Raw genomic sequence first — 22764 nt, 5'->3', positions numbered from 1 at the left:
CGACAATCGACCGGCAGCGCAGACCAGGCCGGCGGCCCCAGGCACCCGGTCCGACCAGGGACGAGGGAGACACACGCATGACACCGGCGATCCCGCCCGCCATGGAACGGCCCCACTTCATCGGCATCGGCGGCGCGGGCATGTCGGGCATCGCCAAGATCCTCACCCAGCGCGGCGCCCTGGTGGCCGGCAGCGACTTCCGCGACTCGGCCACCGCCGCCGCCCTGCGCGACCTGGGCGCCACGGTACGGATCGGGCACGACGCCGCCCACCTCGCCGACGGCACCAGCTGCGTGGTCATCTCCAGCGCCATCCGCGCCGACAACCCGGAGCTGGCCGCCGCCCGCCTCCAGGGCATCCCGGTGGTGCACCGCTCCGAGGCGCTCGCCGCCCTGATGACCGGCAGCCGCTCCATCGCCGTGGCCGGCACCCACGGCAAGACCACCACCACCTCGATGCTCGCCGTCGCCCTCGGCACCCTGGGCCTGCACCCCTCGTACGCCATCGGCGGCGACCTGGACGGCCCCGGCTCCAACGCCCACCACGGCAAGGGCGAGCTGTTCGTCGCCGAGGCCGACGAGTCCGACCGCAGCTTCCACCGCTACACCCCTGAGGTCGCGGTCATCCTCAACGTCGAACTGGACCACCACGCCAACTACGCCTCGCTGGAGGAGATCTACGAGTCCTTCGAGATCTTCACCGCCGCCGTGCGGCCCGGCGGCACCCTGATCGTCAACGCCGACCAGGACGGCGCCCGCGTCCTCACCGCCCGGCTGCGCGCGCGCGAGGACCTCGACCTGCGCATCGTCACCTACGGGGAGTCCGCCGACGCCGACGTCCGCGTCCTCGACGTGCGGCCGAACGGCCTGACCAGCACCGTCACCGTACGCCTGGCCGACGGCTCCGAACTCTCCTTCGGCGTGTCCGTGCCCGGCCGCCACTACGCCCACAACGCCGTCGCCGCGCTCGCCGCCGGCACCGCCGCCGGTGTCCCGGCCGCCGGCCTCGCCCAGGCCCTCGGCTCCTACACCGGCGTCGGCCGCCGCCTCCAGCTCAAGGGCGAGGCGGCCGGCGTCCAGGTCATCGACTCCTACGCCCACCACCCCACCGAGATGAGCGCCGACCTGGAGGCCATCCGCGGCGCCGCCGGGGACGGCCGGGTCCTGGTGGTCTTCCAGCCCCACCTGTTCAGCCGCACCCGCGAACTGGGCACCGAGATGGGCCAGGCCCTGGCGCTGGCCGACGGCTGCCTGGTCCTGGACATCTATCCCGCCCGCGAGGACCCCATCCCCGGTGTCACCAGCGCGCTGATCACCGACGCCGCCACCGCCCACGGCGCCACCGTCCACCCGGCGCCGGAAGCCGGCAAGGACGGCGTGCCCGAGGCCGTGGCGGGAATGGCGCGCCCCGGTGATCTCGTTCTCACCATGGGGGCCGGGGACGTCACCGAGCTGGGACCGAAGATCCTGGACCGGCTGGCCCGGCCCTGACCGATTGCCGAGGAGGAACCGACACCATGGGTTACAAGGTCGAGAAGACCGACGAGCAGTGGCGCGAGGAGCTGACCGACGAGGAGTACCGGGTCCTGCGCGAGGCCGGCACCGAGCGGGCGTTCACCGGCGAGTACACCGACACCAAGACGGTCGGCGTCTACAACTGCCGCGCCTGCGGGGCCGAGCTGTTCCGCTCGGAGACCAAGTTCGAGTCGCACTGCGGCTGGCCCTCGTTCTACGACCCGGCCGACAGCGACGCGGTGGAGACCCGCACCGACACCTCGCTGCCGGGCCGCCCCCGTACCGAGGTGCTCTGCGCCGCCTGCGGCTCCCACCTGGGCCACGTCTTCGAGGGCGAGGGCTACGGCACCCCCACCGACCTGCGGTACTGCATCAACTCCATCGCCATCCGGCACGTGGAGGGCGCGTGACGCCGGGCGTCATGGTGACCGGCGCGGGCGGCACCGGGGGTGCCGCCCGCCGCCCCCGGGCCCTCACACCCGGCTGACCGGCCCCCGGCCGGCACCCCCGTCCAGCCGGGCCAGCTCCGCGTCCAGCTCGGCCGCCGTCAGCTGCCGCTCGTGCGTGCCCACTTGCGTGCAGGCGAACGCCCCCGAGACGGTCCCGGCCAGCGCGCACCGGTCGAGATCCCCGCCCGCGAACAGCGTCGCCAGGAACGCCGTCACAAACGCGTCCCCCGCCCCGTTGCTGTCCACCACCGGGGCCGCCGGTGCCACCGCCGGGACGTGCCGTACGGCCCCGTCCCCGTCCCGGCTGAGCAGATGGCACCCGCTCTCCCCGTCCGTCGCCACCACCAGCTTCGCCTTCCCGCGCGCCAGGATCAGCCGCAGCGTCTCCTCGATCCGGCCCTGCACCCCCGCCGCGCTGAGGAACACGTAGTCGGTACGGAACGCCCACGGGTGGCTGTCCGGATTCACCCCGTCCCAGGCGTGCAGATCCGTCGAGGAGGGCAGCCCCCGCCGCTCCAGCTCACCGAACAGCTCCCGGTTGAACCCGGACCGGCACACATGCACATGCCGCGCCCGGTCCAGATGCGGGGCCACGAACTCCGGCGGCAGCAGCAGATCCGCCGGATGCCGGCCGTCGTAGAAGGAGAACCGGCGCCCCGCCTCGTCCACCAGGTTCACGCTGCGCGGCGTCCCGTTCGGTGCGGGCAGCGCGTCGAACCCGAGCCCGGCCGCGGCGAACCGGCGCCGGATCAGCTCGCCCTGGAGATCGTCGCCGATGAAGTCCAGGAAGTGGGTGCGCAGCCCCAGCGCGTGGAAGCCCAGCGCGGCCCCCGTCCCGGTGTGCGCCACATAGTCGCGGATCGGCGGCACGTGCACCAGATCGGCGTCCGGCACCTGAAGGCGCGGCACCCGTACGATGGTGTCCACCCCGGCGGCACCCACCACCAGTACGTCGTACGACGGTTCGCTCCTGTTGCCCATGGCACCGATGATGCCGGAAGATCCCCGGCCCGAAGGTGCCGGCCGGCGGTCCGCGATACTGCTGAGCAGCCATGACGACCAGGTCATCGGCGCCGACCACAGGGGGAAAGGGGGAGCCGCCGTGCGCAAGAAGACCCGCGAACAGGTGGAGCACCTCATAGAGAAGAAGGCAACCGAACTGGCCGAACTGCGCTCCTCGCGCGTGCGGGAGACCATGCACCGGGAGGCCCAGCGGATCGTGGAAGCCGCCGTCCGCGAAGAACTCGGCCACCAGCGGTCGCTGATGGACCGGCGGATGGACTCCGCCGGTGAGACGGCGGTGAAGCAGGCCACCGAGACCGTGCTCGCCCGCACTCGCGGGATGCTGGAGGAGGCCAACCGCGCCTATCTGGAACGGGCCAGGGAACAGGCCCAGCGGATCTTCCGCGATTCCGTACCACCGGTCATCAGCATCCGGATGGACGGCGCCCCTCCCATCCAGGTGACGGAGAACGCGCACGAAGTCCTGCCGGACGTCATCCTGGTGCTGAACGCCCGCTGCCACGCCTTGCTGGTGGGCCCCGCGGGGACCGGCAAGTCCACGATCGCGCAGCAGGCGGCCCGGGCTCTCGGCCTGGAGTTCCACGCGCTCTCCCTGGGGCCGACCACCCCGATGAGCAAGATCTTCGGCTACTACGACGCGCACGGCCACTACCACGACACCCCCTTCCGCCGTGCCTTCGAGCACGGCGGGCTGATGCTGCTCGACGAACTCGACAGCGGCCACCCGGGGCTGCTCTCCGAACTCAACCAGGCGCTCTCCCTCGGCGTGTGCGCCTTCGCCGACGACATGGTGACGGCCCATCCGGACTTCCGGGTGATCGCGACGGCCAACACCTACGGCACCGGACCCGACCGGCAGTACACCGGCCGCCAGGCCCTGGACGCGGCGACACTCGACCGCTTCGTCATCCTCGACGTCCCCGTCGACGAGGCACTGGAGGAGCGCCTGGCGCTCGCCCAGGCACCCACCCGCACGGCCCAGGCGCGGGAAGTCCTGGACCTGGTACGGACACTGCGGGCCACGGCGCGCGAGAAGCGGCTGCCGGTGATGTTCTCGCCGCGCGCCAGCATCGACTCCGCCAAGCTGATCCAGGCCGGCGCCGAGGTCGCGGACGTCGTGGAGTGGCGGGTGCTGCGCGGCCTCTCCACGGCCCACCGGTCCGCGCTGGGGGTGGACGAACGGTGAGCGCCCCGGGCACCTACGAGAGCCGGCCGGAGACCCGGTACGAGCTGCCGCCCCTGTGGTCCTGGCAGGAGTTCATCGACCGGGCCAAAAAGCCCGTCACCATCCCGAACAGCTCCGGGCGCCGGGAGGACCCCGCCTTCGCCGGCGCCGGCTGGGAGGAGACACTGCGGCTGGCCAGGGACGGATGGTCGGCGCGGCTTCCGGAGGTCGAGGCGGACGTCGCGGCACTGCGCACCGGTTCGGGCCGGGTACGGACCACCGTGCTCGTGCCCCGCTGGGACGTCACGGGCAGCGAGGTCGACATCGGCGCCTATCTCGCCGGCGAACCCGAGTGCATGATCGACGCGGAACCGCAGCAGGCCACCACGCACGGGCGGGTGGTGTCCTTCCTCATCCCCGCCTCGTACGAGAACTTCATCCCGCACCAGGTGATCCGCAACCGCGGGCTGGCCCTGAGCGCGCTGTGCTCGTCGATCATCATGGCCGGTCACAGCGTGGAGATCTGGTCCGGTTTCGGCGGCCGGGTGGCGGACACCCGCGCCAGTGCCGTCGCCCGGGTGATCTCACCGGCCGAACCGCTGGACCTGGGCCGGCTCATCTTCGCCCTGGCGCATCCCGCCATGCTCCGCAGACTGTGGCACAGCATCTGGGACAGCACGCCCGAGGAACTGGCCCGGCTGATCCACAGCAACCGGCACTGCTACCCGCCCTTCAGCAGTTACCGCGACGACCTGCCAGACGGCGTCGAGGACCCGTACATCCTGCCGGCCCTGAAGCCGGGCGACGATCAGTGGAACACGCTGGAATCGTCCCTGGCGAGGTGCCGGGAGATCTTCGCCGATCTCGGGCTGCTCGTCGAATGACGGTGGCCGCCCCGGGGTGAGGGGCCGTGCTGCGGAACGGGTGAGCCGGATACCGGCTCACCCGGCCCCCTCGCCCCCGCCCTCCGCCGAACGCTCGGAACCCGCCTGGTCCCCGGCCGGACCCAGCACCGCCGCCGACTCCGGCGGCAGCCGCAGTCCCGCCGCCGGGCCCGCCGGGGGCACCGGGTGGGTGGCCGCCAGCAGCGCCAGCGGGCGGTCCGGCACCGGCACCGTCGCCGGCCGGTCGGGGGAGAAGTTCACCGCCACCACCAGCGGCCCGTTGCACAGCGTCAGCCAGCGCTGCTCCTCGTCGTACTCCACCGTCGCCGCCGCCAGCGGCAGCCCCGGCGGCAGCAGCGCCCGGCGGATCCCGATCAGCCGCCGGCACCACGCCGTGACCTCCGCGTACTCCGCGTCCGCCGGATGCCGCAGACACGAACGCTCCCGCGTCGCCGGGTCCTGCGGATCCGGGATGTCCTCGGCCGCCCAGCCGTGCGCCGCGAACTCCGCCCGCCGCCCCTGCCGCACCGCCTGCGCCAGCGCCGGATCCTGATGATCCGTGAAGAACTGCCACGGCGTACGGGCCCCCCACTCCTCACCCATGAACAGCATCGGCGTCAGCGGCCCGCACAGCACCAGCGCCGCCCCCAGCGCCGCCCGGCCGGGACCGGCCAGCGCCGCCAGCCGGTCGCCCAGCGCCCGGTTGCCGATCTGGTCGTGCGTCTGCGCGTACCCCACCAGCCGGTGCGCCGGAGTCGCCGCCCGGTCCAGCGCCCGGCCGTGCCCCCGGCCCCGGAACGCCGCGTAGCCGCCGTCGTGGAAGAAGCCTTCCGTCAGCGTCTTGGCCAGCGCCGCCATCGGCGCCCGCGCGAAGTCCGCGTAGTACCCCTGCGACTCGCCCGTCAGCGCCACGTGCAGCGCATGGTGGAAGTCGTCGTTCCACTGCGCGTGCAGCCCCAGCCCGTGGTGCTCCCGCGCGGCGATCGTGCGCGGATCGTTCCGGTCGGACTCCGCGATCAGGAACAGCGGCCGGCCAATCCGCTCCGCCAGCGCGTCCACCGCCGCCGACAGCTCGGCCAGGAACGGGAGCGCCCGGTCGTCCGCCAGTTCGTGCACCGCGTCCAGCCGCAGCCCGTCCAGCCGGAAATCCCGCAGGAACGCCAGCGCGCTGCCCGCGAAGTACGCCCGGACCTCGTCCGAGCCCCGCCCGTCCAGATTCACCGCCGACCCCCACGGCGTGTGGTGCCGGTCGGTGAAGTACGGGCCGAACCGGGGCAGCACATTGCCCGAGGGCCCCAGATGGTTGTGCACCACATCCAGCACCACGCCGAGACCGGCCCCGTGCGCCGCGTCCACCAGCCGCGCCAGCCCCTCCGGGCCGCCGTACGGCTCGTGCACCGCCCACGGCGCCACCCCGTCGTACCCCCAGCCGTGCCGCCCCGGGAACGGGCACACCGGCATCAGCTGCACATGGGTGATCCCCAGCTCCGCCAGCCGCCCCAGCCGGGCCGCCGCCGCGTCGAAGGTGCCCTCGCGGGTGAACGTCCCGGTGTGCAGCTCGTACAGCACCGCCCCGGCCAGCCCGCGCCCCTCCCACGGGTGCCGCCACCGGTACGCCGCCGGGTCCGTCACGGCCGCCGGGCCCTCGGGACCGTCCGGCAGCCGGCGGGCCCGCGGATCGGGCAGCACCGGGGCGTCCTCCTCGTCCAGGACGTAGCCGTACCGGGTGCCGGGACCGGCCGCCGCCTCGGTACGCCACCAGCCGCCCGGATCCTCGCGCAGCGGCAGCCGCGTCCCGTCGAGCCACAGCCAGACCCGGCGGGCCCGGGGGGCCCACACCTCGAAGCGCATGGACACCATGCTCGGGCCCGCTCGGCCCTCACGCCAGGCAGTAGCGGTGCTGGACCACCGGATAGCCCGCCCGGGCGAACGCCTTCGCCATCGGCACATTGCCGGTGTCGGTGGCGGCGGCGATCCGCTCGGCGCCCTCGGCGGCGAGCTGCCGGGTGCACTCCACCAGCAGGTCGTACGCGTAGCCGTGGCCGCGCTGCTCGGGCAGCACCCCGATGAACCCGACCACCGGGCCGTTCGGGTTGCGGGCCGGGGCGTGGAAGCCGACCGGCTCCCCGGCCGGGGTGTACGCCATCCGCCACCACTCGCGCGGCGAGGGGCACCAGCGCAGGAAGTCCAGCTCCTGGCGCGCCGCCGCCTTTGCACCTCCCTCGGCGGTGGCGCGCAGCGCGTGGGCGTCCAGGGTGGTGCTGTGGATGCGGCGCAGCACGTCGAGGAGCACCTCGTCGTCGGGCGCCGGCCGGAACACCAGCCGGCCGGGGCGGTCGGGGACGCCGCACGCGGGCGTCCAGGTGTAGCGGAACCGCTCCACCAGCGGCTCGTACCCGGCCTCGGCCGCCGCCGACATCCGGGCGCCGCCGGCCGCCCGCGCCAGCGGGTCGGAGCGCCAGCCGGGCGGCAGGATCAGCTCGTACTCGGCGTGCAGACCGCTGGCCCGCAGCAGGGCGGTGCCGACGGCCGGATCGGTGAAGTCGAACCAGTCGAGCACGCGCGGCTCGGTGTCACCCGGGCCGCCCCAGAACGCCGCGCGGGCCACCACCTCCGTGCCGCGCAGCGCCAGCCACACCCACTCGGGGCGGTAGTCACCGCCCTCGGCGACGGTGCGCAGCACGTTGTGCGGCGGATCGAGCAGGGCCCGGCCGACCAGGCCGGGATCGGGCAGGGAAGCGAAGCGGGAACTGCTCTCGCCCTCGGCGAGGCAGCGGAAGACCGGATCGGTCATGGGTGGGACAGGTCCTTCCGGATACGGAGCGCGCGGCCGTCCGTCCGGTCAGTGAGAACGCCCGGGGACAGGGAGGCGGAAGCGGGGCACGCGCGAGGGGGTGACACACAGCATCAGCGCCTCCTTCCGGATCCGTGGGCGTGCCGGCACCGTACCCCGCGCGCTCCGGCGGGCGCGAACGGGTTTCTGGACAGAAGCAACTCCCGTCGCGGAAAATCCTGTTCATGACCTCGATCGAATCCGGCCTGCCCTCCCCGCGGATATCCGACGCGGACCGTGAGCGTGCCCTCGGCACGCTGCGCGAGGGCATGGTGGAGGGGCGGCTGTCCCAGGACACCTTCGAGCGGCGCATGGACCAGGTCGTGGGCGCCCGGCGCCCGGAGGAACTGGCCCTGGCCCTGCGGGACCTGCCCCCGCCGGAAGGGCCGGCGGAGCGCACCGGCTGGCTGGTGCAGACGGTGGGCCGGATCGCGTCCTTCCCGCACCGGGTGTCCACCGCGTGGCGGGCCGAGCGGCTGCCGCAGCTGGTGCTGCCCACCCCGGGGCCGCATCCGCTGTCCATCGGCCGCGCCCCCGGGTCGGCGCTGCGGCTCAACGACCCCAGCGTGTCCCGGTTCCACGCGCAGCTGACCGCGACGGAGACCGGCTGGCAGCTGCGCGATCTCGGCTCCGCGAACGGCACCTGGGTGAACGGCCGGCGGGTGACCGACACGCTGCCGGTCGGGCCGGGCGACGAGGTGCGGTTCGGCTCGGTGTCCTACCGGCTGAGTACGCGCTGAGTACCCGCTGAGTACGCCCGGGGCCGCGCTGGAGGCCCGGAGCCGGTCTGCCGCCCGAGCGGGGGCTGGGTGGTGTGGGACGGCAGACCGGAGTCCCGGGTGCGACGGTGCTCACGGGTCCAACGCCCGTGGGAGCGCTCCCAGTCTCCGGGTGGGCGCCCCGGTTGTAAAGACGGCGCGTCAGAACCCGTCCGCGCGCACCAGCAGCGCGACCGGCCGGTCGGCCAGCAGCCGGGCGAGCGCGGTCTTGCCCCGGTGGCCCGGCCGCCCGTCCGCGGGCGCCTCGCCCGGGGCACCGGCGGCCACGGCGTCCCCGGCCAGCGCGTCGTACCAGCGGCCGGGCGGCAGCGGCAGCACGGTGCCCTCCCAGCCACCCGCCGCCGCCAGGGTGCGGGTCAGCCGGGCGGCCACCGTGATCACCCGGTCCGAGCGGCAGAACGCCAGCGCGTGCTCGGCGGTGGGCCCCTCGGCGGCCAGCGGCGTGTAGGTGGCGTGCTCGCCGAACCACTCCGGCCGCGCCCGGCGCAGCCGCAGCGCCACGGCCGTCAGCCACAGCTTCTCGGCGGGCAGCCCGTCCCAGGGTCCCGCGCCCGGGACCGGGGGCGGGGCGTCGGGGACGGGGGGCGGTGGCTCGGCCGGCCGCCGGTTGTCGGGGTCCACCAGGGCCCGGTAGACGCTCTCGCTGCCCCGGTAGAGGTCGGGCACCCCGGGCATGGTGAGGTGCAGCAGGGCGGCGCCGAGGACGTTGGCGCGGAGCTGCGGGGCCAGCTCCCGGGCGAGCGCCGCCACCGGATAGCCGGGCGCGGCGCACGGTCCGCCCCGGACGAAGCGTTCCAGCGCCGCCTCGTACTCCGCGTCGGGTTCGGTCCAGGTGGTGTGCAGCGCCGCCTCGCGGGCGGCCTTGAGGGCGGCGGCGGTGAGCCGGTCCGGGTCGGGGGAGGGGGCGAGCGCGAACGCGGTCTGCCAGCATCCCCAGGCGGCGTGCGGGTCGGGCGCGGGCACGCCGGCGCGCGCGGTGCGCTCCGTCACCTCGGTGAGCAGGTCCGCCCAGCCGCGCGGATGTTCGGTGAGCGCGGCGAGGGCGGCCCGGACGTCGCCGCTGCGCTTGGTGTCGTGGGTGGTGTACACGGTGCCGGTGAGCGGCCAGTCGCGCTGGACGCGGGCGCAGTGCGCGTGGAAGGCGGCCACCGGCAGCGCGGGGCGGCCCGGGTCCCCGCCCACCTCGGACGCGGAGAGCAGCGGCGTGAACCGGTACCCCGCGCAGTCCTCGACGGCCTTGGCCCGCAGCGCCGAGGCCACCTGGGCGAACCGCACCCGGAAGTCCGCCCGGTCGGCGCTGTGACCGTGGCCGGGGCCGGGTGCGGTACGCGGTGGGCGGCCGAGCGCCAGGTCGTGCAGGGCGTCGAGCGCGCCGCGCTCCGCCGGGCCGGCCAGTTCCCGGGCGGCGGTCGCCGCGGCGGTGGCCAGCAGGGCGGTGTCCGCGGCGGACGGCGGGCGGCCGGCCGGGACGTAGGGGCGGTACACCGGCAGGGCGACCAGCAGCGCGGTCAGCGCCGTCCGCAGGGCGGCCGTGGGGTGCTCCGGGCCGCACAGCCGGCGCGCGGTGCGCAGCAGGCGGGCGCGCTCGGGCGCCAGCTCCCGGTCGATGACCCGGTGGGCGGCACGCCGCACGGTGGGCTCCCAGGCGCCTCCGAGGTCGGGCGGCGCGCCGGTGTACGCGCGGTAGTGCGCGGTGAGCTGTTCGGCGCCCGCCGGGTCGGTGAGCGCCGCGTCCACCCGGCGCAGCGCGTCGTAGCCGGTGGTGCCGGCCACCGGCCAGCCGGCCGGCAGCCGTTCGTCCTCGCCGAGGATCTTCTCGGCGACCACCCAGACGCCGGGCCCGGCCCGGCGGCGCAGCCGCCGCAGATAGCCCTCGGGGTCGGCGAGCCCGTCCGGGTGGTCGATGCGGAGCCCGGTCAGGACGCCCTCGGCCAGCAGGCGCAGCACCGTGGCGTGGGTGGCCTCGAAGACGGCGGGGTCCTCCACCCGTACGGCGATCAGTTCGCTGACGGTGAAGAACCGGCGGTACGTCAGCTCCGTGCGGGCCGTGCGCCACCAGGCGAGGCGGTAGTGCTGGGCGTCCAGCAGGTCGTCCGGCGGCAGGTGCTCGGTACCGGGGCGCAGCGGGAAGCGGTGGTGGTCGCCGTACCGCAGGGCGCCGTCCTCGACCCGCAGGGCGTGCCGCTCGTCCGCGACCGGTCCGGCCAGCACCGGCAGGGTCATCCGGCCCTCGCCTGCGGCCGGGTCGAGGTCGAACCAGGCGGCGGCGGGTGAGCCGGGTCCGTCGCGCAGCAGCCGCCACAGCGGGGCGTTGAGCGCGGTGTCGGCGGGCAGTGCCATGTGGTTGGGCACGATGTCGGCGATCAGCCCGAGGCCGTGGGCGCGGGCGGTCGCGGCCAGTTGCCGCAGGCCCTGCTCGCCGCCGAGTTCGGCGCGTACCCGGGAGTGGTCGGTGACGTCGTAGCCGTGCCGGGAGCCGGGGACGGCCTCCAGGAGGGGCGACAGATGCAGATGGGAGACGCCGAGCGCGGCGAGGCGGGGGACGTCGCGGGCCGCCGCCGCGAAACCGGAGCCGGGCTCCAGCTGTACCCGGTAGGTGGCGGTGGGGGTACGGGGCACCGCTGTCATGACCACCACCCGCCTCGACTGCCGTGCGGGGTGGCGTGGTTGAGTCCGTACCGTGCTGCACGGCCGGCCGGACGCGCAGTAGGCTTCCTTGATCCAACGGCGGGGTGGAAGGCGGTGCAGGCGGTGAGCTCATCGGGGCTTGAGCTGCCCTCGGGGAACGGGGGTGACACCGCCGAGGCACCCACCCAGGCGGTGCCCGTCCCGCGCACGGTGGAGATCGGGGCCGATCTGGGCTGGAGCGAGGCCGACTGGTCCGAGGTGCGCACCCGGGTGGAGCGTGCCGGGCGGGCGTACGTCTGGCTCAATCTGGTCGAACAGCGGCTGCGCTCGGTGGTGGCCTCGGTGCTGCGTCCGGTGTACGAGCCGGTGCACGGCGAGGAGTGGGAGATCGCGGCGGCCGGTCCCGCCGGGCAGGAGTGGGTGCAGCGGGCGGCGGCGCTGCGCGAGGTGAGCCGCCGCAAGGGGCTGGTGCTTGATCCGGCCGATGACACGGTGCTCGCCTTTCTGACCCTGCCTCAGTTGCGTGAACTCATGGTGCAGCACTGGCCGTGTTTCGCCCCGTATTTGGACAATCGGCGCGAGCTGGAGCTGACGCTGGACGAACTGGAGGTGGCGCGCAGCGCGGTCAGCCGCAACCGGGGGATGAGCCGTGCGGTGCTGGAGCAGGCGGAGCGCGGCTGCGCCCGGCTGCTGCGGCTGCTGGAGACGGGGCCGCAGACGGCGGCCGGGCGGCTGCCGGCGGACGCGGTGGAGCGGCTGGTGGGGGACCGGTTCACGGATGTGGCCGGGGTGCATCCGGACCGGGTGCGGTTGCAGCGGCAGCTGCCGCCGGAGGAACTGTTCGGTGGCGCGCGGCGGATCGACGCCATGGGGACCGGGCTCGGACTGCTGGTGCAGAACTACCCGGGGCGTCGGCTGGCCCATCTGGCGGCCTCCGGGTGCCGGGTGCGGCTGCTGTTCCTGAACCCGGCCAGCGGCGCGATGCGGCGCCGGGAGCGGGAGCTGGGGCTCAAGCGCGGGGAGCTGGGGCGCTCGGTGGAGACCAACATCCTCCAGGTGCGCCGGGTGCGCAGCAAGGTGCGGGATCCCGAGGCGTTCGACATTCATGTGTTCGACGAGATCCCTCGATTCAGTGCTTATTTCGTGGACGGTGACAGCCCCGATGGGGTGGCCGTGGTGCAGTCATATCTACGGAGAATACGGGGAATGGAAACCCCGGTTCTCGTTCTCCGGCGCACGGGTCGGGAGATACCGCACCGAACGGACGCGGCTGCCGACGGAGAAATGACGCTTTTCGAAACGTACCGCGAGGAGTTCGAGTGGGCCTGGGAGAATTCCCGCCCGGTTTCGTGAACGGAGTGCCGCGCGTGAAGTGGTAGCGTCTTTCAGGTCCTATTTCCGCCTGGAAGCAGACCATGCGTCACGACATTCCCCCCCTGACAGAGGTGCGCCGGACCACGCAGAAGAAACGGGACGCGTGGTGGACCGTCCTGCTGGTGGATCCGGTGGCCACCCCGCTGGTGCGCTGGACCGCGCTGTGGACCCGGATCACGCCGAATCAGATCACCTGGCTGGCCCTGTTCTTCGGCCTCGGCGCTGCCGGCTGTTTCGCCTTCGGCACCTGGAACTGGCTGCTGATCGGCGCCCTGCTCTATCACGTGAGTTTCATCCTGGACTGCATGGACGGGAAACTCGCCCGGCTGACCAGGACCGGTTCCGTATTCGGGGCCTGGCTCGATTATGTGTTTGACCGGATCAGGGTATTGGTGTGCGCGGTCGCCCTGATGGGCGGCCAGTTCTATCGCACCGATGATGTGATCTATCTCTGGCTGGCGCTCACTGTCGTCTTCCTCGACATGCTGCGCTATATCGACGCCCTCCAGATCTTCAAGATCCGGCACGGGATGCGCAAACAGATCAAGGCCAGGGCCCGGCGGGCGCGGGAGGCCGAGAACGCCACCGAGCTGGCTTTCATGGAAGATCTGCTGCGGGAGAATCCGGAGGCCGACGCGGACGCGGTCGCCGCCCACCACGAGAGCGAGCGCGCGCCGGCGGGCGAACCCACCGCCGAGGAGCGCGCCGTCCCCGCCCAGCGTGCCGCCGCGGCCTCCGCGTCCGCCGCCGCCGGACCCGGCGCCGCCGAGGGCCGGTCCTCGCGCCCGGCGGGCGCCATCGTCGACCTGCACCGCGAGTTCCGTTCCCGCTTCCCCGGCTATCTGCGGCTGCGCGCCTTCCTGCTGCGGCACCGGATCCGTACCCACCTGGTCAGCGGCATCGAGTTCCAGATGGCGGTGTTCATCATCGCCCCGGCGCTGAACGCCGTGATCCCGGTGACCATCGGCGCGGGTGTCCTGCTGCTCCTCTTCGAGCTGGCCATCATCTACAAGCTGCTGCTGTCCACCCGCGACTTCGCCCGCACCCTGGACTCCTTCGACGCGGCCGAGCGGCAGCGGCTGAGCCAGGAGGAGAGCACGGCGGAGCCCGGCGCGCCGGTGCCGCACTGAGCGCATCCCGTGGAGCGGTGGCCGCCCCGCTGCCGGCCCGCCCCGGTGCCGAACGGGGCGCGCCGCGCCGGGCGGCGCGGCGTCACCGGCCGGGGGCCAGTAGTTCCCGGGCCAGCGCCGCCGCCCACCAGCGCTCCACCCGGTCCGGCTGCCAGCCGCGCTCCACCGTCAGGGTGGTGTACACGTCCACGGTGCACAGCGCGGCGTACACATCGACGGCACCGGGCACGTCCAGTTCCGGGCGCAGCGTCCCCGCCGGCCAGCCGGAGAACACCTGCCACCGGGTCTCGTCCCCCCGGCGCCGGCCCTCGGCGTAGGCCGTGGCCAGCTCCGGCTCGGTACGGCCCGCCTCCCGCAGCAGGACGATCACCTCGCCGGCCCGCTCGTACAGCCGCCGGTCGTAGCCGGCCATCGCGGCCAGCTGCGCCGCCGGATCCCCCTCCGCCGCCTCCAGCGCGGCCACCAGCCGGTCCACCCCGGCGGACAGATCGGCGGCGTCGGCGACGGCCCGTACGAGTCCGGTCTTGTCGCCGTACGCCGCGTAGACCGTCGGCACCGAGACGCCCGCCTCCTCGGCCACCGCCCGCACGGTGGTGGCCGCCCAGCCCCGGCCGGTGAACAGCCGGCGGGCCGCCTCCGCGATCGCGCCCCGGGTGCGGTGCGCCTGGGCCGTGCGGTGCAGGGAGTCGTAGCGGCGCTTGGCCGGTTCCGTGCCCATCGTCCGGGCATCCTTTCGCTTGATGTTGCTTATATTGAATATATGCTCACTCTATCGAAAGAGGGTGGGGCGCGCTCCGCCCTGCCCTTCTCCGTCACCGGCGGTCTCGCCGGCATCGGCTTCGCCGCCCTGATTCTCCTCAGCAACGCCGTTCTCGTCCCCGCCGGACTGCCGGCCCCCGGCGCCGGTCACGCGGACGCCCTCGACTTCTACGGGTCGCCGCCCGCCGCCCTCCCGGCCGTGCTCGCCCTCGGGCCGCTCACCTGGGTGCTCTCCACGGTGTTCGCCGCCGCCGCCCTCGCCGCCCTGTGGGGCGGCGGGCCGCGCGGCGGCACCGGATGGGCGCTGGTCGGTTTCGCCGGGGTGCTGCTGCAGAAGGGCACCTTCCTCGCGGTCACCGCGCTGCGCTTCGCCCTGGCCGACGGCGGCGTCGGCACCCCGGGGCTGTGGGCGTTCCAGGACGCGCTGTTCCTCCTCAACGGCACCTTCCTCGCCCTGGCCCTGACCGGCTTCTCGCTCGGCGGGCTGCGCGCCGGCCTGATCGGCCGCGGACTGGGCCGCCTCGGGCTGGTGGCCGCGGCCCTGCACGCCGCCTCGGCCACCCTCACCCCGCTGATCAGGGACGGCGACGGCCCGCTGGGCCTGCTCGGGCTCACCGGCTGGCTGCTGTGGACCGGCTGGCTCATCGGCTACGGGCTCGCCCTGGTCCGGCGGCCCGGCGATGTCGGTGCCCGCTCCTAAGCTGGCGGCATGACGGACGGCACCGAGGGACCCACCGCGGAGAGCGGCGAGCGCACCGCGCGGTACGTGGCGCTGCTGCGCGGCATCAACGTCGGCGGACACCGCAGAGTGCCGATGGCCGACCTGCGGGAAGTGCTGGCCGGGCTGGGCCACCGGGCGCCGGTGACCCACCTCCAGAGCGGCAACGCGGTCTTCGGCGCGCCGCGCGGCAGCGATCCGGCCGCCCTGGCCCGGGAGCTGGCGGCGGCGCTGGAGAGCAGGTTCGGTTTCCCGGTGGACACCCTGGTGCTCGCCGCCGCCGAGCTGCGCGCCGTCGCCGCCCGCTGCCCGTACGACACGGCCGCGCTCGACCCGGCGAAACTGCTCGTGTTCTTCCTCGACGGCGCGCCCGACCGGGCCGCGCTCGCCCGCCTCGACGCCGATCGCTACGCGCCGGGCACCTTCAAGGCCGGCGAGCGGGAGGTCTTCGCGTACTTCCCGGACGGCATGGGCCGCAGCAGACTCGCGGACGCCCTGACCGGTGCTCTGCGGGGCCACCTGGCCACCGCACGGAACTGGCGCACTGTCACGAAGCTGCGGGAGCTGGCGGGGGAGGAGCCGGAGTGACCCCGGCGCGGTAGCGGGTCAGCTCCGGGACCAGCGCCGCCAGCACCAGCACGGCCGCCACCGTCAGCAGTCCGCCGCCGGTGATCGCCCAGGTGGTGCCGAGGGCGGCGCCCGCCGTGCCGTGGGCCAGCTGCCCCAGCCACGGCCCGCCGGCCGACACCACGGTCATCACGCCCTGGAGCCGGCCGCGCAGCGCGTCCGGGGTGCATTGCTGGATCAGCGTGCTGCGGAACACGCTCAGCACCATCAGCGCCGCCCCGCCCAGCACCAGCAGCAGTGCGGCCGGCCACAGCCGGCGGGTGAGCCCGAAGGCGGCGACGGCGAGCCCCCAGCCGCAGACGGCCAGCGTGATGACCCGCCCGTGCCGTACCAGCCGGGTGAACAGGCCGGAGACGAACCCGGCCAGTACCGCGCCCAGCGCCATCGCCGCCGTCAGGAGCCCGAGCGCGAAGCCGCCGCCCGGCGGGTCGCCGAAAGTGCGCTGGGACAGTTCGGGGAACAGCGCCACCGGGTTGCCGAACACCATCGCCACCAGGTCGGCCACCGCCACCGCCCACAGCAGCCGGCGCCCCAGCAGATACCGCAGCCCCGCGCCGGCTTCCCGCAGCCGGGCCCGCCGCCGTCCGGTGCCGGGCAGCGGCGGCAGCCGCCACACCGGGATCAGTACCAGGGTGAGCATCAGGGTGTTCACCGCGTACAGCGCTGTCACCGAGGCCACGGACAGCAGCGCCCCGGCGAGCAGCGGCCCGAGGACGGGGCCGAGCCAGCGCACCGTGCTGTCCAGCGCGTTGGCCGCCGGCAGCAGTGGCCCGGGGACCAGCCGCGGTACGGTCGAGCCGCGCGCGGTGTGGTTGGCGCCGTAACAGCCCTGGAGCAGACCGAGCAGGACGAACAGCGAGGCCGGGGAGGCCGCGCCCGCCGTCAGCCACAGCGCCGCCCCCACGGCCGCCATGGCGCCGCCCGTGACCAGCAGCAGCCGCCGCCGGTCAACGGCGTCCGCCAGCGCGCCGCCCCACAGCGCGGCCATCGTCAGCGGGCCGAGCGCGGCCAGCGCGGACAGGCCGACGTAGGCGGACGAACCGGTGAGTTCGTAGATCTGCAGCGGAATGCCCACGGCGGTGAAGCTCGCGCCGAACGCGGTGCCCGCGCTCGACAGCCACAGCCGGCGGAACGCCGGTATGCGCAGCGGACGCAGATCGATTCCCCATGCCATGGAAACGGGGACGACCGCGGCTCGGCGACCGGTTGCCGGCCGGGCGTGCGCCTCCCCGTCGTACCGGCTCAGCCGCCCCGGGCGAGCCAGTCGCCGCCCGGGACCGGGGTGCCGGTGGTGCGCAGCCGGGTCGCCAGGGGTTCGGCGGCCAGATACGTCCAGGCGCGGGCGCCGTCGAGCAGCCGGACCGTCAGCCGGTCGTAGTCCGGGCCCTCCAGCCGGTCCAGGGTGGCCAGGACGGCCGGGAAGCGGGCCGCCGCGAGGTGCATCAGTTCGCCGTGGACGTGCTGTGCGGGGTCCGGCACCGCGACCGCGTACGGGTAGCCGGGCCCCTCGTACAGCAGCGCGCCCGGCAGGACGGCCGGCTCCTCGCGGTCGGTGCGCCCGCGCAGCGCCCACGTGTGGTGGCGCTGCCCGGCGCGCAGGGTTCCGTAGACGAAGAACGGCAGTCGCTCGGGCTCACCTGACATGCCCTCATCCTGCATGAGCCGGTGCGTATCGGACCGCCCACTGGCGGTGATCGGTCCATACCATTTACGATGGCGGACCCGCCGGGGTGGGAGAGGGACCCGGCCGGTGGTTGAGCTGCGTGTCGCCGCGTAGGGGGGAATCGCCGGTCGGGTCTGAGACCTCCACGGGCAGCCCAGCCCGCCGCCACGCCTGGAAGCCGCCGATCAGGTCGGTGGCCCGGTGCAGCCCCAGCGCCCGCAGCGAGGCGGCGGCCAGCGACGAGGCGTACCCCTCGTCGCACACCACGATCCAGTGCACGTCGCGGTCGGTGGCCTCCGGCACCGAGGCGCCGGAGGCCGGATCGCAGCGCCACTCCAGATGGTTGCGCTCGATCACGAGCGCTCCCGGGATGGTGCCGTCCGCGTCCCGCTGGAAGGCGGGCCGGGTGTCCACCAGCACCGCCCCGCGCTCCCGGGCCGCCTGCGCCTGGTGCGGGCCGAGCCGGTCCAGGCCCGCGCGGACGGCCGCCAGATGGGTGTCGATCGTCGTCATGGAGTCAGTCGTCAATCGTCTCGGTGCGGTCCGGCCGCAGCGCGCCGTCCGCGCCGAGCCGGTAGTAGGTCTGCGAGGTCAGCGCGGGGCCGTACGCGTGCACGCTGACCGCCGGTTCTGTACCCCGGTTGCTGACCCGGTGGATGTGGCGCGGCCCGAACGACCGCAGTCCGCCCACCGGGAGTCGCCGCGCCCCCGGGAACGTCTCCTCGGTCAGCGTGCCCTCCACGACCGTGAACGCCCCGGCGGAGCCGCCGTGGTCGTGGATCTCGGTGCCCTGTCCCGGCAGCCAGGTCAGCAGCCACACCTCGTACCCCTCGGCCCGGTGCAGCCGGTGGTACCAGCGCTCGGGCGAGGTGAACCGGGCGAGCGGCCGCCAGGAGGCGGGACGGGCGGCGATCCTGCGCACGGTTTCGGCCAGCCGGGCCGGGGTGTACGGCGCTCCCGGGCCGGCGGGCGAACGGGGCGGAGCGGAGAAAGCGGACATGAGGTGACCTCTTCTGCGGTGCCGGATGCGGTGGGCGGGAAGGCGGGACGCCGCGCCCACGGCTGACACCGGGCGCGACCGTCAGGGACGGCCGCGGCGACACAGCGCGCTGGCCACGCGGACGAAGTCCACGTGCTGCCTGGAGAAGAAGCGCTTACCGGTCGACATGCGGGCCACATTGACAGCCGGTCCGTGCCCCGGTCAAGCGGCATCCGTGTTTTCACGACGGTCATCCGGCGAAATACGGTCCCTGCCGCATTGCCGGCGTTCCAGTAATTGAGACGGGGCGGCAATACCTTGACGCCGGGGAGCGGTTGCTGGCAAGCTCACCTACTGTGAGTCAAGCTGACGTTCTCGTGACGCGCCTGCACGTCGATCTGCGACGGCAGGCCAGCGCTATCTGTGCCAACGGCCGCTGAACACAGCACAGCTGACCTCCTCGGGCCCGCAGCGGCCGTGAATCCCCGGCACCAGCCGCGTCGTTGAATCATCACCCGCCGACGGGCGGTAACCCGTCATTTCCGCGGCTCGCATCGGAAATCGCGCCACCGTGTCGCCCTGCCCTGCCGTGCTCCACCCAATTCCCGGTCCATTTCCGGTTTCCGATGCTCCCGGAGTGATTCATGACGCACATTCTCGCGGTATCGGCCAGCCCGGCCGGGGAATCGCGCACCGCCGCACTGGTGCAGCACGCCATCGACCGGCTCTCGCTCACCGGATTCGACGCGGGACACCTGGTGGTGCGGGAACTGCCGGCCGAGGAACTGCTGGGCATCCGCCGGCCGGGCGCCGTGCTGCGGCGCGCGCTGGAGGATGTCGCCGTCGCGGACGGGCTGATCGTCGCCACCCCCGTGTACAAGTCGGCCTACACCGGCCTGCTCAAGACCTTTCTCGATCTGCTGCCGCAGTCGGGACTGGCCGGCAAGACGGTGCTGCCGCTGGCCACCGGGGACAGCTACGCGCATGTCCTGGCCATCGACTACGCGCTGCGCCCGGTGCTCACCGCCCTGCGCGCCCGGCACGTGGTCGGCGGCTGTTACCAGCTGGAGGACGACATCGCCCGCCGCCCGGACGGATCCGCGCAGATCCGTCCCGAGGCCGAACTGCGGCTGTTCGACGCGATCGACGCCTTCATCGAAGCGCTCCCCGCGTCCACCGCCGCCGGTCCGGCGCTCTCGCCGCAGTGACATCAGTGACCTTCCGAAAGGCACCCACCGCATGACCGCCCCAGGCTTCGACCGTCCCATATCCGTGAAGGAGCCGATCATGCCGCAGCTGACCACACCCCTGTCAGACCTGTCCGACATGACGATCACCGTTGTCCCCGAAGGCGTGGACAGCTCCGTACCCCTGGTCGGCTACCTGGTCCTCGCCCCCGCGGGCACCCGGCTGAACGAGCTGATCACCGTACCGACCGCCGCCGTCCCCACCGAACGGGCGGCGAGCGGACGGGGCATCACCATCGACGAGGAGGAGCGCACCGCCCGGGTGGACGGGGCGCTGCTGGAACTCACCTACCTCGAATTCGAGCTGCTGGCCCACCTGGTGCGCCACCCGCACCGCGTCTACAGCCGCGAGCAGCTGGTGACGACGATCTGGGGGTACGGCCCGGTCGGCGACCAGCGGACGGTGGACGTGCACGTCGCGCGGGTGCGCCGCAAGCTCGGGGCGGCCTACCGGGAGCGGATCGTGACGGTGCGCCGGGTCGGCTACAAGTACGTGCCCGCCACGGTGTGATCCGCCGCGCCGCTCGCCGCCGCCGCCTCGTCGTGGCGGCGCAGCAGCAGGGCGGCCAGCTCCGGGGCGGCGCCCAGTACGGGCGCCAGCGCGTCGGCGCCGGCCTCCCGGGCCGCCGCCGCGATCCGCCCCGGAAGGCGGCCCGGCGCGATCACCAGCGGGGCGACCAGCACCCGCCCGATGCCGTCCGCGCGCAGCGCGCGGACGGCATCGGCCGTCCCCGGCTGTGCGGCCGAGGCGAACGCGGGCCGCACCGCTGCCCAGCCGGCGCGCTCCCGCCAGCTCCGCGCGACGGCCCCGACGGCGGTGCGGGCCGCCGGATCGGAGGAGCCGGCGGCGGCCAGCACGATGCCGGTGCGGGCGGCGGCAGCGGGGCCACCGAGCGGGACCCGGGCCCGCTCGCCCGCCGCCCCCGGCCGCACGGCCTGCGCCAGCCGCCGCTCCAGCGCGCCGAGCAGCAGCGGGTCCAGGCCCAGCACCCCCGCCCGCCGCACCCGCAGCCCCGGCAGCCGCGGCAGACACTCCGCCAGGACGGCCGGGATGTCGGTCTTCGCGTGGTAGGCCCGGGTCAGCAGCAGCGGCACCGCCACCGCCTCCCGTACCCCCGCCGCATGCAGCCCGGCCAGCGCCCCCGGTACCGAGGGACGGTCGAACTCCAGGAAGCCCACCGTCACCCGCAGCCCCGGCCGCAGCGACCGCACCCGCGCCGCCAGCGCGTGCACGGTCGCCGCGTGCCCCGGGTCCCGGCTGCCGTGGGCGATCAGCAGCAGTGGGGCGGCCCCGGTCAGCCGTTCCTCGCCAGCAGGCCCCGGCTGCGCAGGACCCGCCGCTCCAGCGGCGAGAAGAACAGCAGATCGATGGCCACCCCGACCAGCAGGATCAGGATGATGGTGGCCAGCACCCCGGACATGTTCTGCAACGCCCGGAACCCTTCCATGAGCTGGCCGAGTCCGGTGCCCAGCTTCGCCGAGGTGACGATCAGTTCCGCCGCCATCAGGGAGCGCCAGGAGAACGCCCAGCCCTGCTTGAGGCCCGCCAGATAGCCGGGGAGCGCGGCCGGCAGCAGGATGTGCCGCACCGCCGTCAGCCCGCGGGCGCCCAGCGTCCGGCCCGCCCGCAGATACAGCGGCGGGATCTGGTCCACGCCGGCCACGATACCGTTGGCGATCGAGGGCACCGCGCCCAGCAGCACCACCGCGAAGATCGCGGTGTCGGTGAGCCCGAACCAGATCAGCGCCGCCGGCACCCACGCGATGGACGGCAGCGACTGGAGGCCGGTCAGGATCGGTCCGATCGCCGCCCGGACCACCTTCACCCGGGCCACCAGCAGCCCCAGCGGGGTGCCCACCGCGATCGCGATGGCGAAGCCGAGGATGCCGCGCGAGACGCTGGTCCAGATGTAGCCGAGCAGGACCCCGTCCAGCCACATCTTCTCGATCGCGCCCCACACGTCCAGCGGGCTGGGCAGGATGTAGTCCGGCTTGACCTCCGCCCAGTAGGCGAGCTGCCACACCGCGAGCACCAGCGCCACCGCCACCAGCGGCGGCACCAGTTTGCTCAGCAGCAGCCGGCCCAGCGGCGGCCGTTCGTCCGCCGCCTTGCTGTCCAGGGCGTCCAGGCCCGCCTCCAGGCCGGCCAGATCACCGCCGCCGTGTTTGCCTTCCGTCGTCTCAGTGCTGGCCATGGCGGCGGATCTCCCCCCTCAGCTGTTCGGTGATGTCCAGGGACAGGGCGGAGACCTCGGCGTCCTCGATCCGGCGCGGCTGGGCGATGTCCACCTCCCAGGTACGGGCGATCCGGCCGGGCCGCGAGGACAGCAGCACGACGCGCTGCGCCAGCCGCACCGCCTCGCGCACGTTGTGCGTCACGAACAGCACCGACACCCCGGTCTCGGACCAGATGCGGGTCAGCTCCTCGTGCAGCACGTCCCGGGTGATGGCGTCCAGTGCCGCGAACGGCTCGTCCATCAGCAGCAGCCGGCTGTCCTGCGCCAGCGCCCGGGCCAGCGCCACCCGCTGCCGCATGCCGCCGGACAGCTCGTGCACCCGCTTGCCGTACGAGCCCTTCAGCCGCACCAGCTCCAGCAGCCGCTCGGCCTCGGGGCGGCGCCCGGCCTTGGGGACGCCGCGCAGCCGCAGCGCCAGTTCGATGTTCTTGCCGGCACTCAGCCAGGGGAACAGCGCGTGCTCCTGGAACATCAGGGCCGGCCGGCCGCCGGGGACCGTGATGGTCCCGGAGGTGGGCGCGTCAAGACCGGCGACCAGGTTCAGCAGCGTCGACTTGCCGCAGCCGGAGGCGCCGAGCAGGGTGACGAACTCGCCGGGGGCGACATCCAGCGAGATGCCGTCCAGGACGAGCTGGGACCGGCCCGGCCGGCCGAAGGACTTCGACACCCCGTCGAGCCGGACGGCCGGCTCGGAGGCCGGGGCGGCGGCGGTGGTGGTGGCGTCCGGCTTGTTGAGTGTGGTGGCCATCGCTCTC

Annotated in this window: 24 protein-coding genes; 12 read left to right on the top strand and 12 right to left on the bottom strand. The window is 74.1% G+C overall.

The genetic code is table 11. The features are described from left to right. The first annotated feature begins 77 nt into the window (after window positions 1-77). Together murC and msrB are read left to right on the top strand one after the other, a co-directional pair. On the top strand, window positions 78-1490 hold the full coding sequence (gene murC / locus BM385_RS03450) for a UDP-N-acetylmuramate--L-alanine ligase (RefSeq protein ID WP_093842128.1): 1413 nt from the start codon (window positions 78-80) through the stop codon (window positions 1488-1490). Window positions 1491-1516: 26 nt separating this feature from the next. Further along, window positions 1517-1924 carry a peptide-methionine (R)-S-oxide reductase MsrB gene (msrB, locus tag BM385_RS03445; protein WP_019434127.1) on the top strand — a complete coding sequence of 136 codons (408 nt, stop codon included), beginning with the start codon at window positions 1517-1519 and terminating at the stop codon, window positions 1922-1924. 63 nt (window positions 1925-1987) lie between these two features. Here the strand turns inward: msrB and BM385_RS03440 are convergent, their stop codons facing one another. Beyond that, on the bottom strand, window positions 1988-2944 hold the full coding sequence (locus tag BM385_RS03440) for a carbohydrate kinase family protein (RefSeq protein WP_093842127.1): 957 nt from the start codon (window positions 2942-2944) through the stop codon (window positions 1988-1990). Between the two features lie 121 nt (window positions 2945-3065). On the opposite strand from BM385_RS03440, the gene BM385_RS03435 reads away from it, so the two are divergent. Both BM385_RS03435 and BM385_RS03430 read left to right on the top strand, forming a co-directional pair. Then, window positions 3066-4172 (top strand): AAA family ATPase, encoded by a 1107-nt coding sequence (locus tag BM385_RS03435; protein WP_237751305.1) that lies wholly within the window; start codon window positions 3066-3068, stop codon window positions 4170-4172. Then, on the top strand, window positions 4169-5035 hold the full coding sequence (locus tag BM385_RS03430; RefSeq protein WP_019434130.1) for a DUF7192 family protein: 867 nt from the start codon (window positions 4169-4171) through the stop codon (window positions 5033-5035). Before BM385_RS03435 ends, BM385_RS03430 begins: the two co-directional genes overlap by 4 nt. Before the next feature lie 57 nt (window positions 5036-5092). Here the strand turns inward: BM385_RS03430 and treZ are convergent, their stop codons facing one another. Together treZ and BM385_RS03420 are read right to left on the bottom strand one after the other, a co-directional pair. Next, window positions 5093-6886 (bottom strand): malto-oligosyltrehalose trehalohydrolase, encoded by a 1794-nt coding sequence (gene treZ / locus BM385_RS03425; RefSeq protein WP_051131151.1) that lies wholly within the window; start codon window positions 6884-6886, stop codon window positions 5093-5095. Window positions 6887-6914: 28 nt separating this feature from the next. Continuing rightward, the gene (locus BM385_RS03420) at window positions 6915-7829 is read right to left on the bottom strand and encodes a GNAT family N-acetyltransferase (protein ID WP_093842126.1); all 915 of its coding nucleotides are present in this window, start codon (window positions 7827-7829) and stop codon (window positions 6915-6917) included. A 224-nt stretch (window positions 7830-8053) separates the two neighbouring features. Between BM385_RS03420 and BM385_RS03415 the strand changes: the two genes are divergently transcribed. Continuing rightward, complete coding sequence (locus BM385_RS03415) at window positions 8054-8608, top strand: FHA domain-containing protein (protein ID WP_019434133.1); 555 nt, start codon at window positions 8054-8056, stop codon at window positions 8606-8608. A 180-nt stretch (window positions 8609-8788) separates the two neighbouring features. Here the strand turns inward: BM385_RS03415 and treY are convergent, their stop codons facing one another. Then, the gene (treY, locus tag BM385_RS03410) at window positions 8789-11275 is read right to left on the bottom strand and encodes a malto-oligosyltrehalose synthase (protein WP_175542905.1); all 2487 of its coding nucleotides are present in this window, start codon (window positions 11273-11275) and stop codon (window positions 8789-8791) included. A 123-nt stretch (window positions 11276-11398) separates the two neighbouring features. On the opposite strand from treY, the gene BM385_RS03405 reads away from it, so the two are divergent. Together BM385_RS03405 and BM385_RS03400 are read left to right on the top strand one after the other, a co-directional pair. Beyond that, entirely contained in the window at window positions 11399-12628 is a 1230-nt protein-coding gene (locus BM385_RS03405) for a DUF5919 domain-containing protein (protein ID WP_026047484.1), read from the top strand. 62 nt (window positions 12629-12690) lie between these two features. Then, on the top strand, window positions 12691-13779 hold the full coding sequence (locus BM385_RS03400) for a CDP-alcohol phosphatidyltransferase family protein (protein WP_051131149.1): 1089 nt from the start codon (window positions 12691-12693) through the stop codon (window positions 13777-13779). Window positions 13780-13861: 82 nt separating this feature from the next. On the opposite strand, the gene BM385_RS03395 is transcribed toward BM385_RS03400, so the two are convergent. After that, on the bottom strand, window positions 13862-14497 hold the full coding sequence (locus BM385_RS03395) for a TetR/AcrR family transcriptional regulator (protein WP_019434137.1): 636 nt from the start codon (window positions 14495-14497) through the stop codon (window positions 13862-13864). A gap of 42 nt (window positions 14498-14539) precedes the next feature. On the opposite strand from BM385_RS03395, the gene BM385_RS03390 reads away from it, so the two are divergent. Both BM385_RS03390 and BM385_RS03385 read left to right on the top strand, forming a co-directional pair. Continuing rightward, complete coding sequence (locus BM385_RS03390; protein ID WP_093842124.1) at window positions 14540-15238, top strand: 2-oxoglutarate/malate transporter; 699 nt, start codon at window positions 14540-14542, stop codon at window positions 15236-15238. Between the two features lie 9 nt (window positions 15239-15247). After that, window positions 15248-15844 carry a DUF1697 domain-containing protein gene (locus tag BM385_RS03385; RefSeq protein ID WP_093842123.1) on the top strand — a complete coding sequence of 199 codons (597 nt, stop codon included), beginning with the start codon at window positions 15248-15250 and terminating at the stop codon, window positions 15842-15844. Here BM385_RS03385 and BM385_RS03380 read toward each other — a convergent pair. From BM385_RS03380 to BM385_RS03365, 4 genes are all read right to left on the bottom strand, one after another. Further along, on the bottom strand, window positions 15804-17057 hold the full coding sequence (locus BM385_RS03380) for an MFS transporter (protein WP_093842122.1): 1254 nt from the start codon (window positions 17055-17057) through the stop codon (window positions 15804-15806). The two genes, BM385_RS03385 and BM385_RS03380, sit on opposite strands and share 41 nt — an antisense overlap. Before the next feature lie 68 nt (window positions 17058-17125). After that, window positions 17126-17527 (bottom strand): gamma-glutamylcyclotransferase family protein, encoded by a 402-nt coding sequence (locus BM385_RS03375; RefSeq protein WP_019434141.1) that lies wholly within the window; start codon window positions 17525-17527, stop codon window positions 17126-17128. Window positions 17528-17591: 64 nt separating this feature from the next. Next, window positions 17592-18059, bottom strand: coding sequence for a rhodanese-like domain-containing protein (locus BM385_RS03370; RefSeq protein ID WP_093842121.1), 468 nt, complete (start codon window positions 18057-18059; stop codon window positions 17592-17594). A 4-nt stretch (window positions 18060-18063) separates the two neighbouring features. Then, window positions 18064-18546: a cysteine dioxygenase gene (locus BM385_RS03365; protein ID WP_093842120.1), complete on the bottom strand. Its 483-nt coding sequence runs from the start codon at window positions 18544-18546 to the stop codon at window positions 18064-18066. 335 nt (window positions 18547-18881) lie between these two features. Here BM385_RS03365 and BM385_RS28350 point away from each other — a divergent pair, with 335 nt between their 5' ends. The 3 genes from BM385_RS28350 to BM385_RS03355 all read left to right on the top strand — a co-directional run bounded on the left by BM385_RS28350 (window position 18882) and on the right by BM385_RS03355 (window position 20283). Then, window positions 18882-18965, top strand: coding sequence for a putative leader peptide (locus BM385_RS28350; RefSeq protein ID WP_106438435.1), 84 nt, complete (start codon window positions 18882-18884; stop codon window positions 18963-18965). A gap of 204 nt (window positions 18966-19169) precedes the next feature. Continuing rightward, window positions 19170-19733, top strand: coding sequence for an NADPH-dependent FMN reductase (gene ssuE / locus BM385_RS03360; protein ID WP_019434144.1), 564 nt, complete (start codon window positions 19170-19172; stop codon window positions 19731-19733). Window positions 19734-19764: 31 nt separating this feature from the next. Further along, window positions 19765-20283 (top strand): winged helix-turn-helix domain-containing protein, encoded by a 519-nt coding sequence (locus tag BM385_RS03355; RefSeq protein ID WP_078576123.1) that lies wholly within the window; start codon window positions 19765-19767, stop codon window positions 20281-20283. On the opposite strand, the gene BM385_RS03350 is transcribed toward BM385_RS03355, so the two are convergent. Genes BM385_RS03350 through BM385_RS03340 form a run of 3 tightly spaced genes read right to left on the bottom strand, consistent with a single transcriptional unit; the run spans window position 20256 to window position 22757 of the window. Then, on the bottom strand, window positions 20256-21071 hold the full coding sequence (locus BM385_RS03350) for a sirohydrochlorin chelatase (RefSeq protein WP_037756059.1): 816 nt from the start codon (window positions 21069-21071) through the stop codon (window positions 20256-20258). The two genes, BM385_RS03355 and BM385_RS03350, sit on opposite strands and share 28 nt — an antisense overlap. Beyond that, complete coding sequence (locus BM385_RS03345; protein WP_019434147.1) at window positions 21068-21967, bottom strand: ABC transporter permease; 900 nt, start codon at window positions 21965-21967, stop codon at window positions 21068-21070. Before BM385_RS03345 ends, BM385_RS03350 begins: the two co-directional genes overlap by 4 nt. After that, window positions 21954-22757 carry an ABC transporter ATP-binding protein gene (locus tag BM385_RS03340; protein ID WP_019434148.1) on the bottom strand — a complete coding sequence of 268 codons (804 nt, stop codon included), beginning with the start codon at window positions 22755-22757 and terminating at the stop codon, window positions 21954-21956. Before BM385_RS03340 ends, BM385_RS03345 begins: the two co-directional genes overlap by 14 nt. Window positions 22758-22764: the final 7 nt, after the last annotated feature.

Source organism: Streptomyces harbinensis, assembly GCF_900116145.1.
GTDB lineage: Bacteria > Actinomycetota > Actinomycetes > Streptomycetales > Streptomycetaceae > Streptomyces > Streptomyces carpaticus.
This window is presented reverse-complemented; position numbering and strand designations above follow the sequence as displayed.

Excerpts from the sequence above, each read along its gene's own strand:
- ssuE (WP_019434144.1), top strand. The coding sequence starts at position 19,170 with ATGACGCACATTCTCGCGGTATCGGCCAGCCCGGCCGGGGAATCGCGC.
- BM385_RS03400 (WP_051131149.1), top strand. The coding sequence starts at position 12,691 with ATGCGTCACGACATTCCCCCCCTGACAGAGGTGCGCCGGACCACGCAG.
- BM385_RS03345 (WP_019434147.1), bottom strand. The coding sequence starts at position 21,967 with ATGGCCAGCACTGAGACGACGGAAGGCAAACACGGCGGCGGTGATCTG.
- treY (WP_175542905.1), bottom strand. The coding sequence starts at position 11,275 with ATGACAGCGGTGCCCCGTACCCCCACCGCCACCTACCGGGTACAGCTG.
- BM385_RS03340 (WP_019434148.1), bottom strand. The coding sequence starts at position 22,757 with ATGGCCACCACACTCAACAAGCCGGACGCCACCACCACCGCCGCCGCC.
- BM385_RS03420 (WP_093842126.1), bottom strand. The coding sequence starts at position 7,829 with ATGACCGATCCGGTCTTCCGCTGCCTCGCCGAGGGCGAGAGCAGTTCC.
- BM385_RS03375 (WP_019434141.1), bottom strand. The coding sequence starts at position 17,527 with ATGTCAGGTGAGCCCGAGCGACTGCCGTTCTTCGTCTACGGAACCCTG.
- msrB (WP_019434127.1), top strand. The coding sequence starts at position 1,517 with ATGGGTTACAAGGTCGAGAAGACCGACGAGCAGTGGCGCGAGGAGCTG.
- BM385_RS03355 (WP_078576123.1), top strand. The coding sequence starts at position 19,765 with ATGACCGCCCCAGGCTTCGACCGTCCCATATCCGTGAAGGAGCCGATC.
- BM385_RS03395 (WP_019434137.1), bottom strand. The coding sequence starts at position 14,497 with ATGGGCACGGAACCGGCCAAGCGCCGCTACGACTCCCTGCACCGCACG.
- BM385_RS03415 (WP_019434133.1), top strand. The coding sequence starts at position 8,054 with ATGACCTCGATCGAATCCGGCCTGCCCTCCCCGCGGATATCCGACGCG.
- treZ (WP_051131151.1), bottom strand. The coding sequence starts at position 6,886 with ATGCGCTTCGAGGTGTGGGCCCCCCGGGCCCGCCGGGTCTGGCTGTGG.
- BM385_RS03370 (WP_093842121.1), bottom strand. The coding sequence starts at position 18,059 with ATGACGACGATCGACACCCATCTGGCGGCCGTCCGCGCGGGCCTGGAC.
- BM385_RS03380 (WP_093842122.1), bottom strand. The coding sequence starts at position 17,057 with ATGGCATGGGGAATCGATCTGCGTCCGCTGCGCATACCGGCGTTCCGC.
- murC (WP_093842128.1), top strand. The coding sequence starts at position 78 with ATGACACCGGCGATCCCGCCCGCCATGGAACGGCCCCACTTCATCGGC.
- BM385_RS03365 (WP_093842120.1), bottom strand. The coding sequence starts at position 18,546 with ATGTCCGCTTTCTCCGCTCCGCCCCGTTCGCCCGCCGGCCCGGGAGCG.
- BM385_RS03385 (WP_093842123.1), top strand. The coding sequence starts at position 15,248 with ATGACGGACGGCACCGAGGGACCCACCGCGGAGAGCGGCGAGCGCACC.
- BM385_RS03390 (WP_093842124.1), top strand. The coding sequence starts at position 14,540 with ATGCTCACTCTATCGAAAGAGGGTGGGGCGCGCTCCGCCCTGCCCTTC.
- BM385_RS03440 (WP_093842127.1), bottom strand. The coding sequence starts at position 2,944 with ATGGGCAACAGGAGCGAACCGTCGTACGACGTACTGGTGGTGGGTGCC.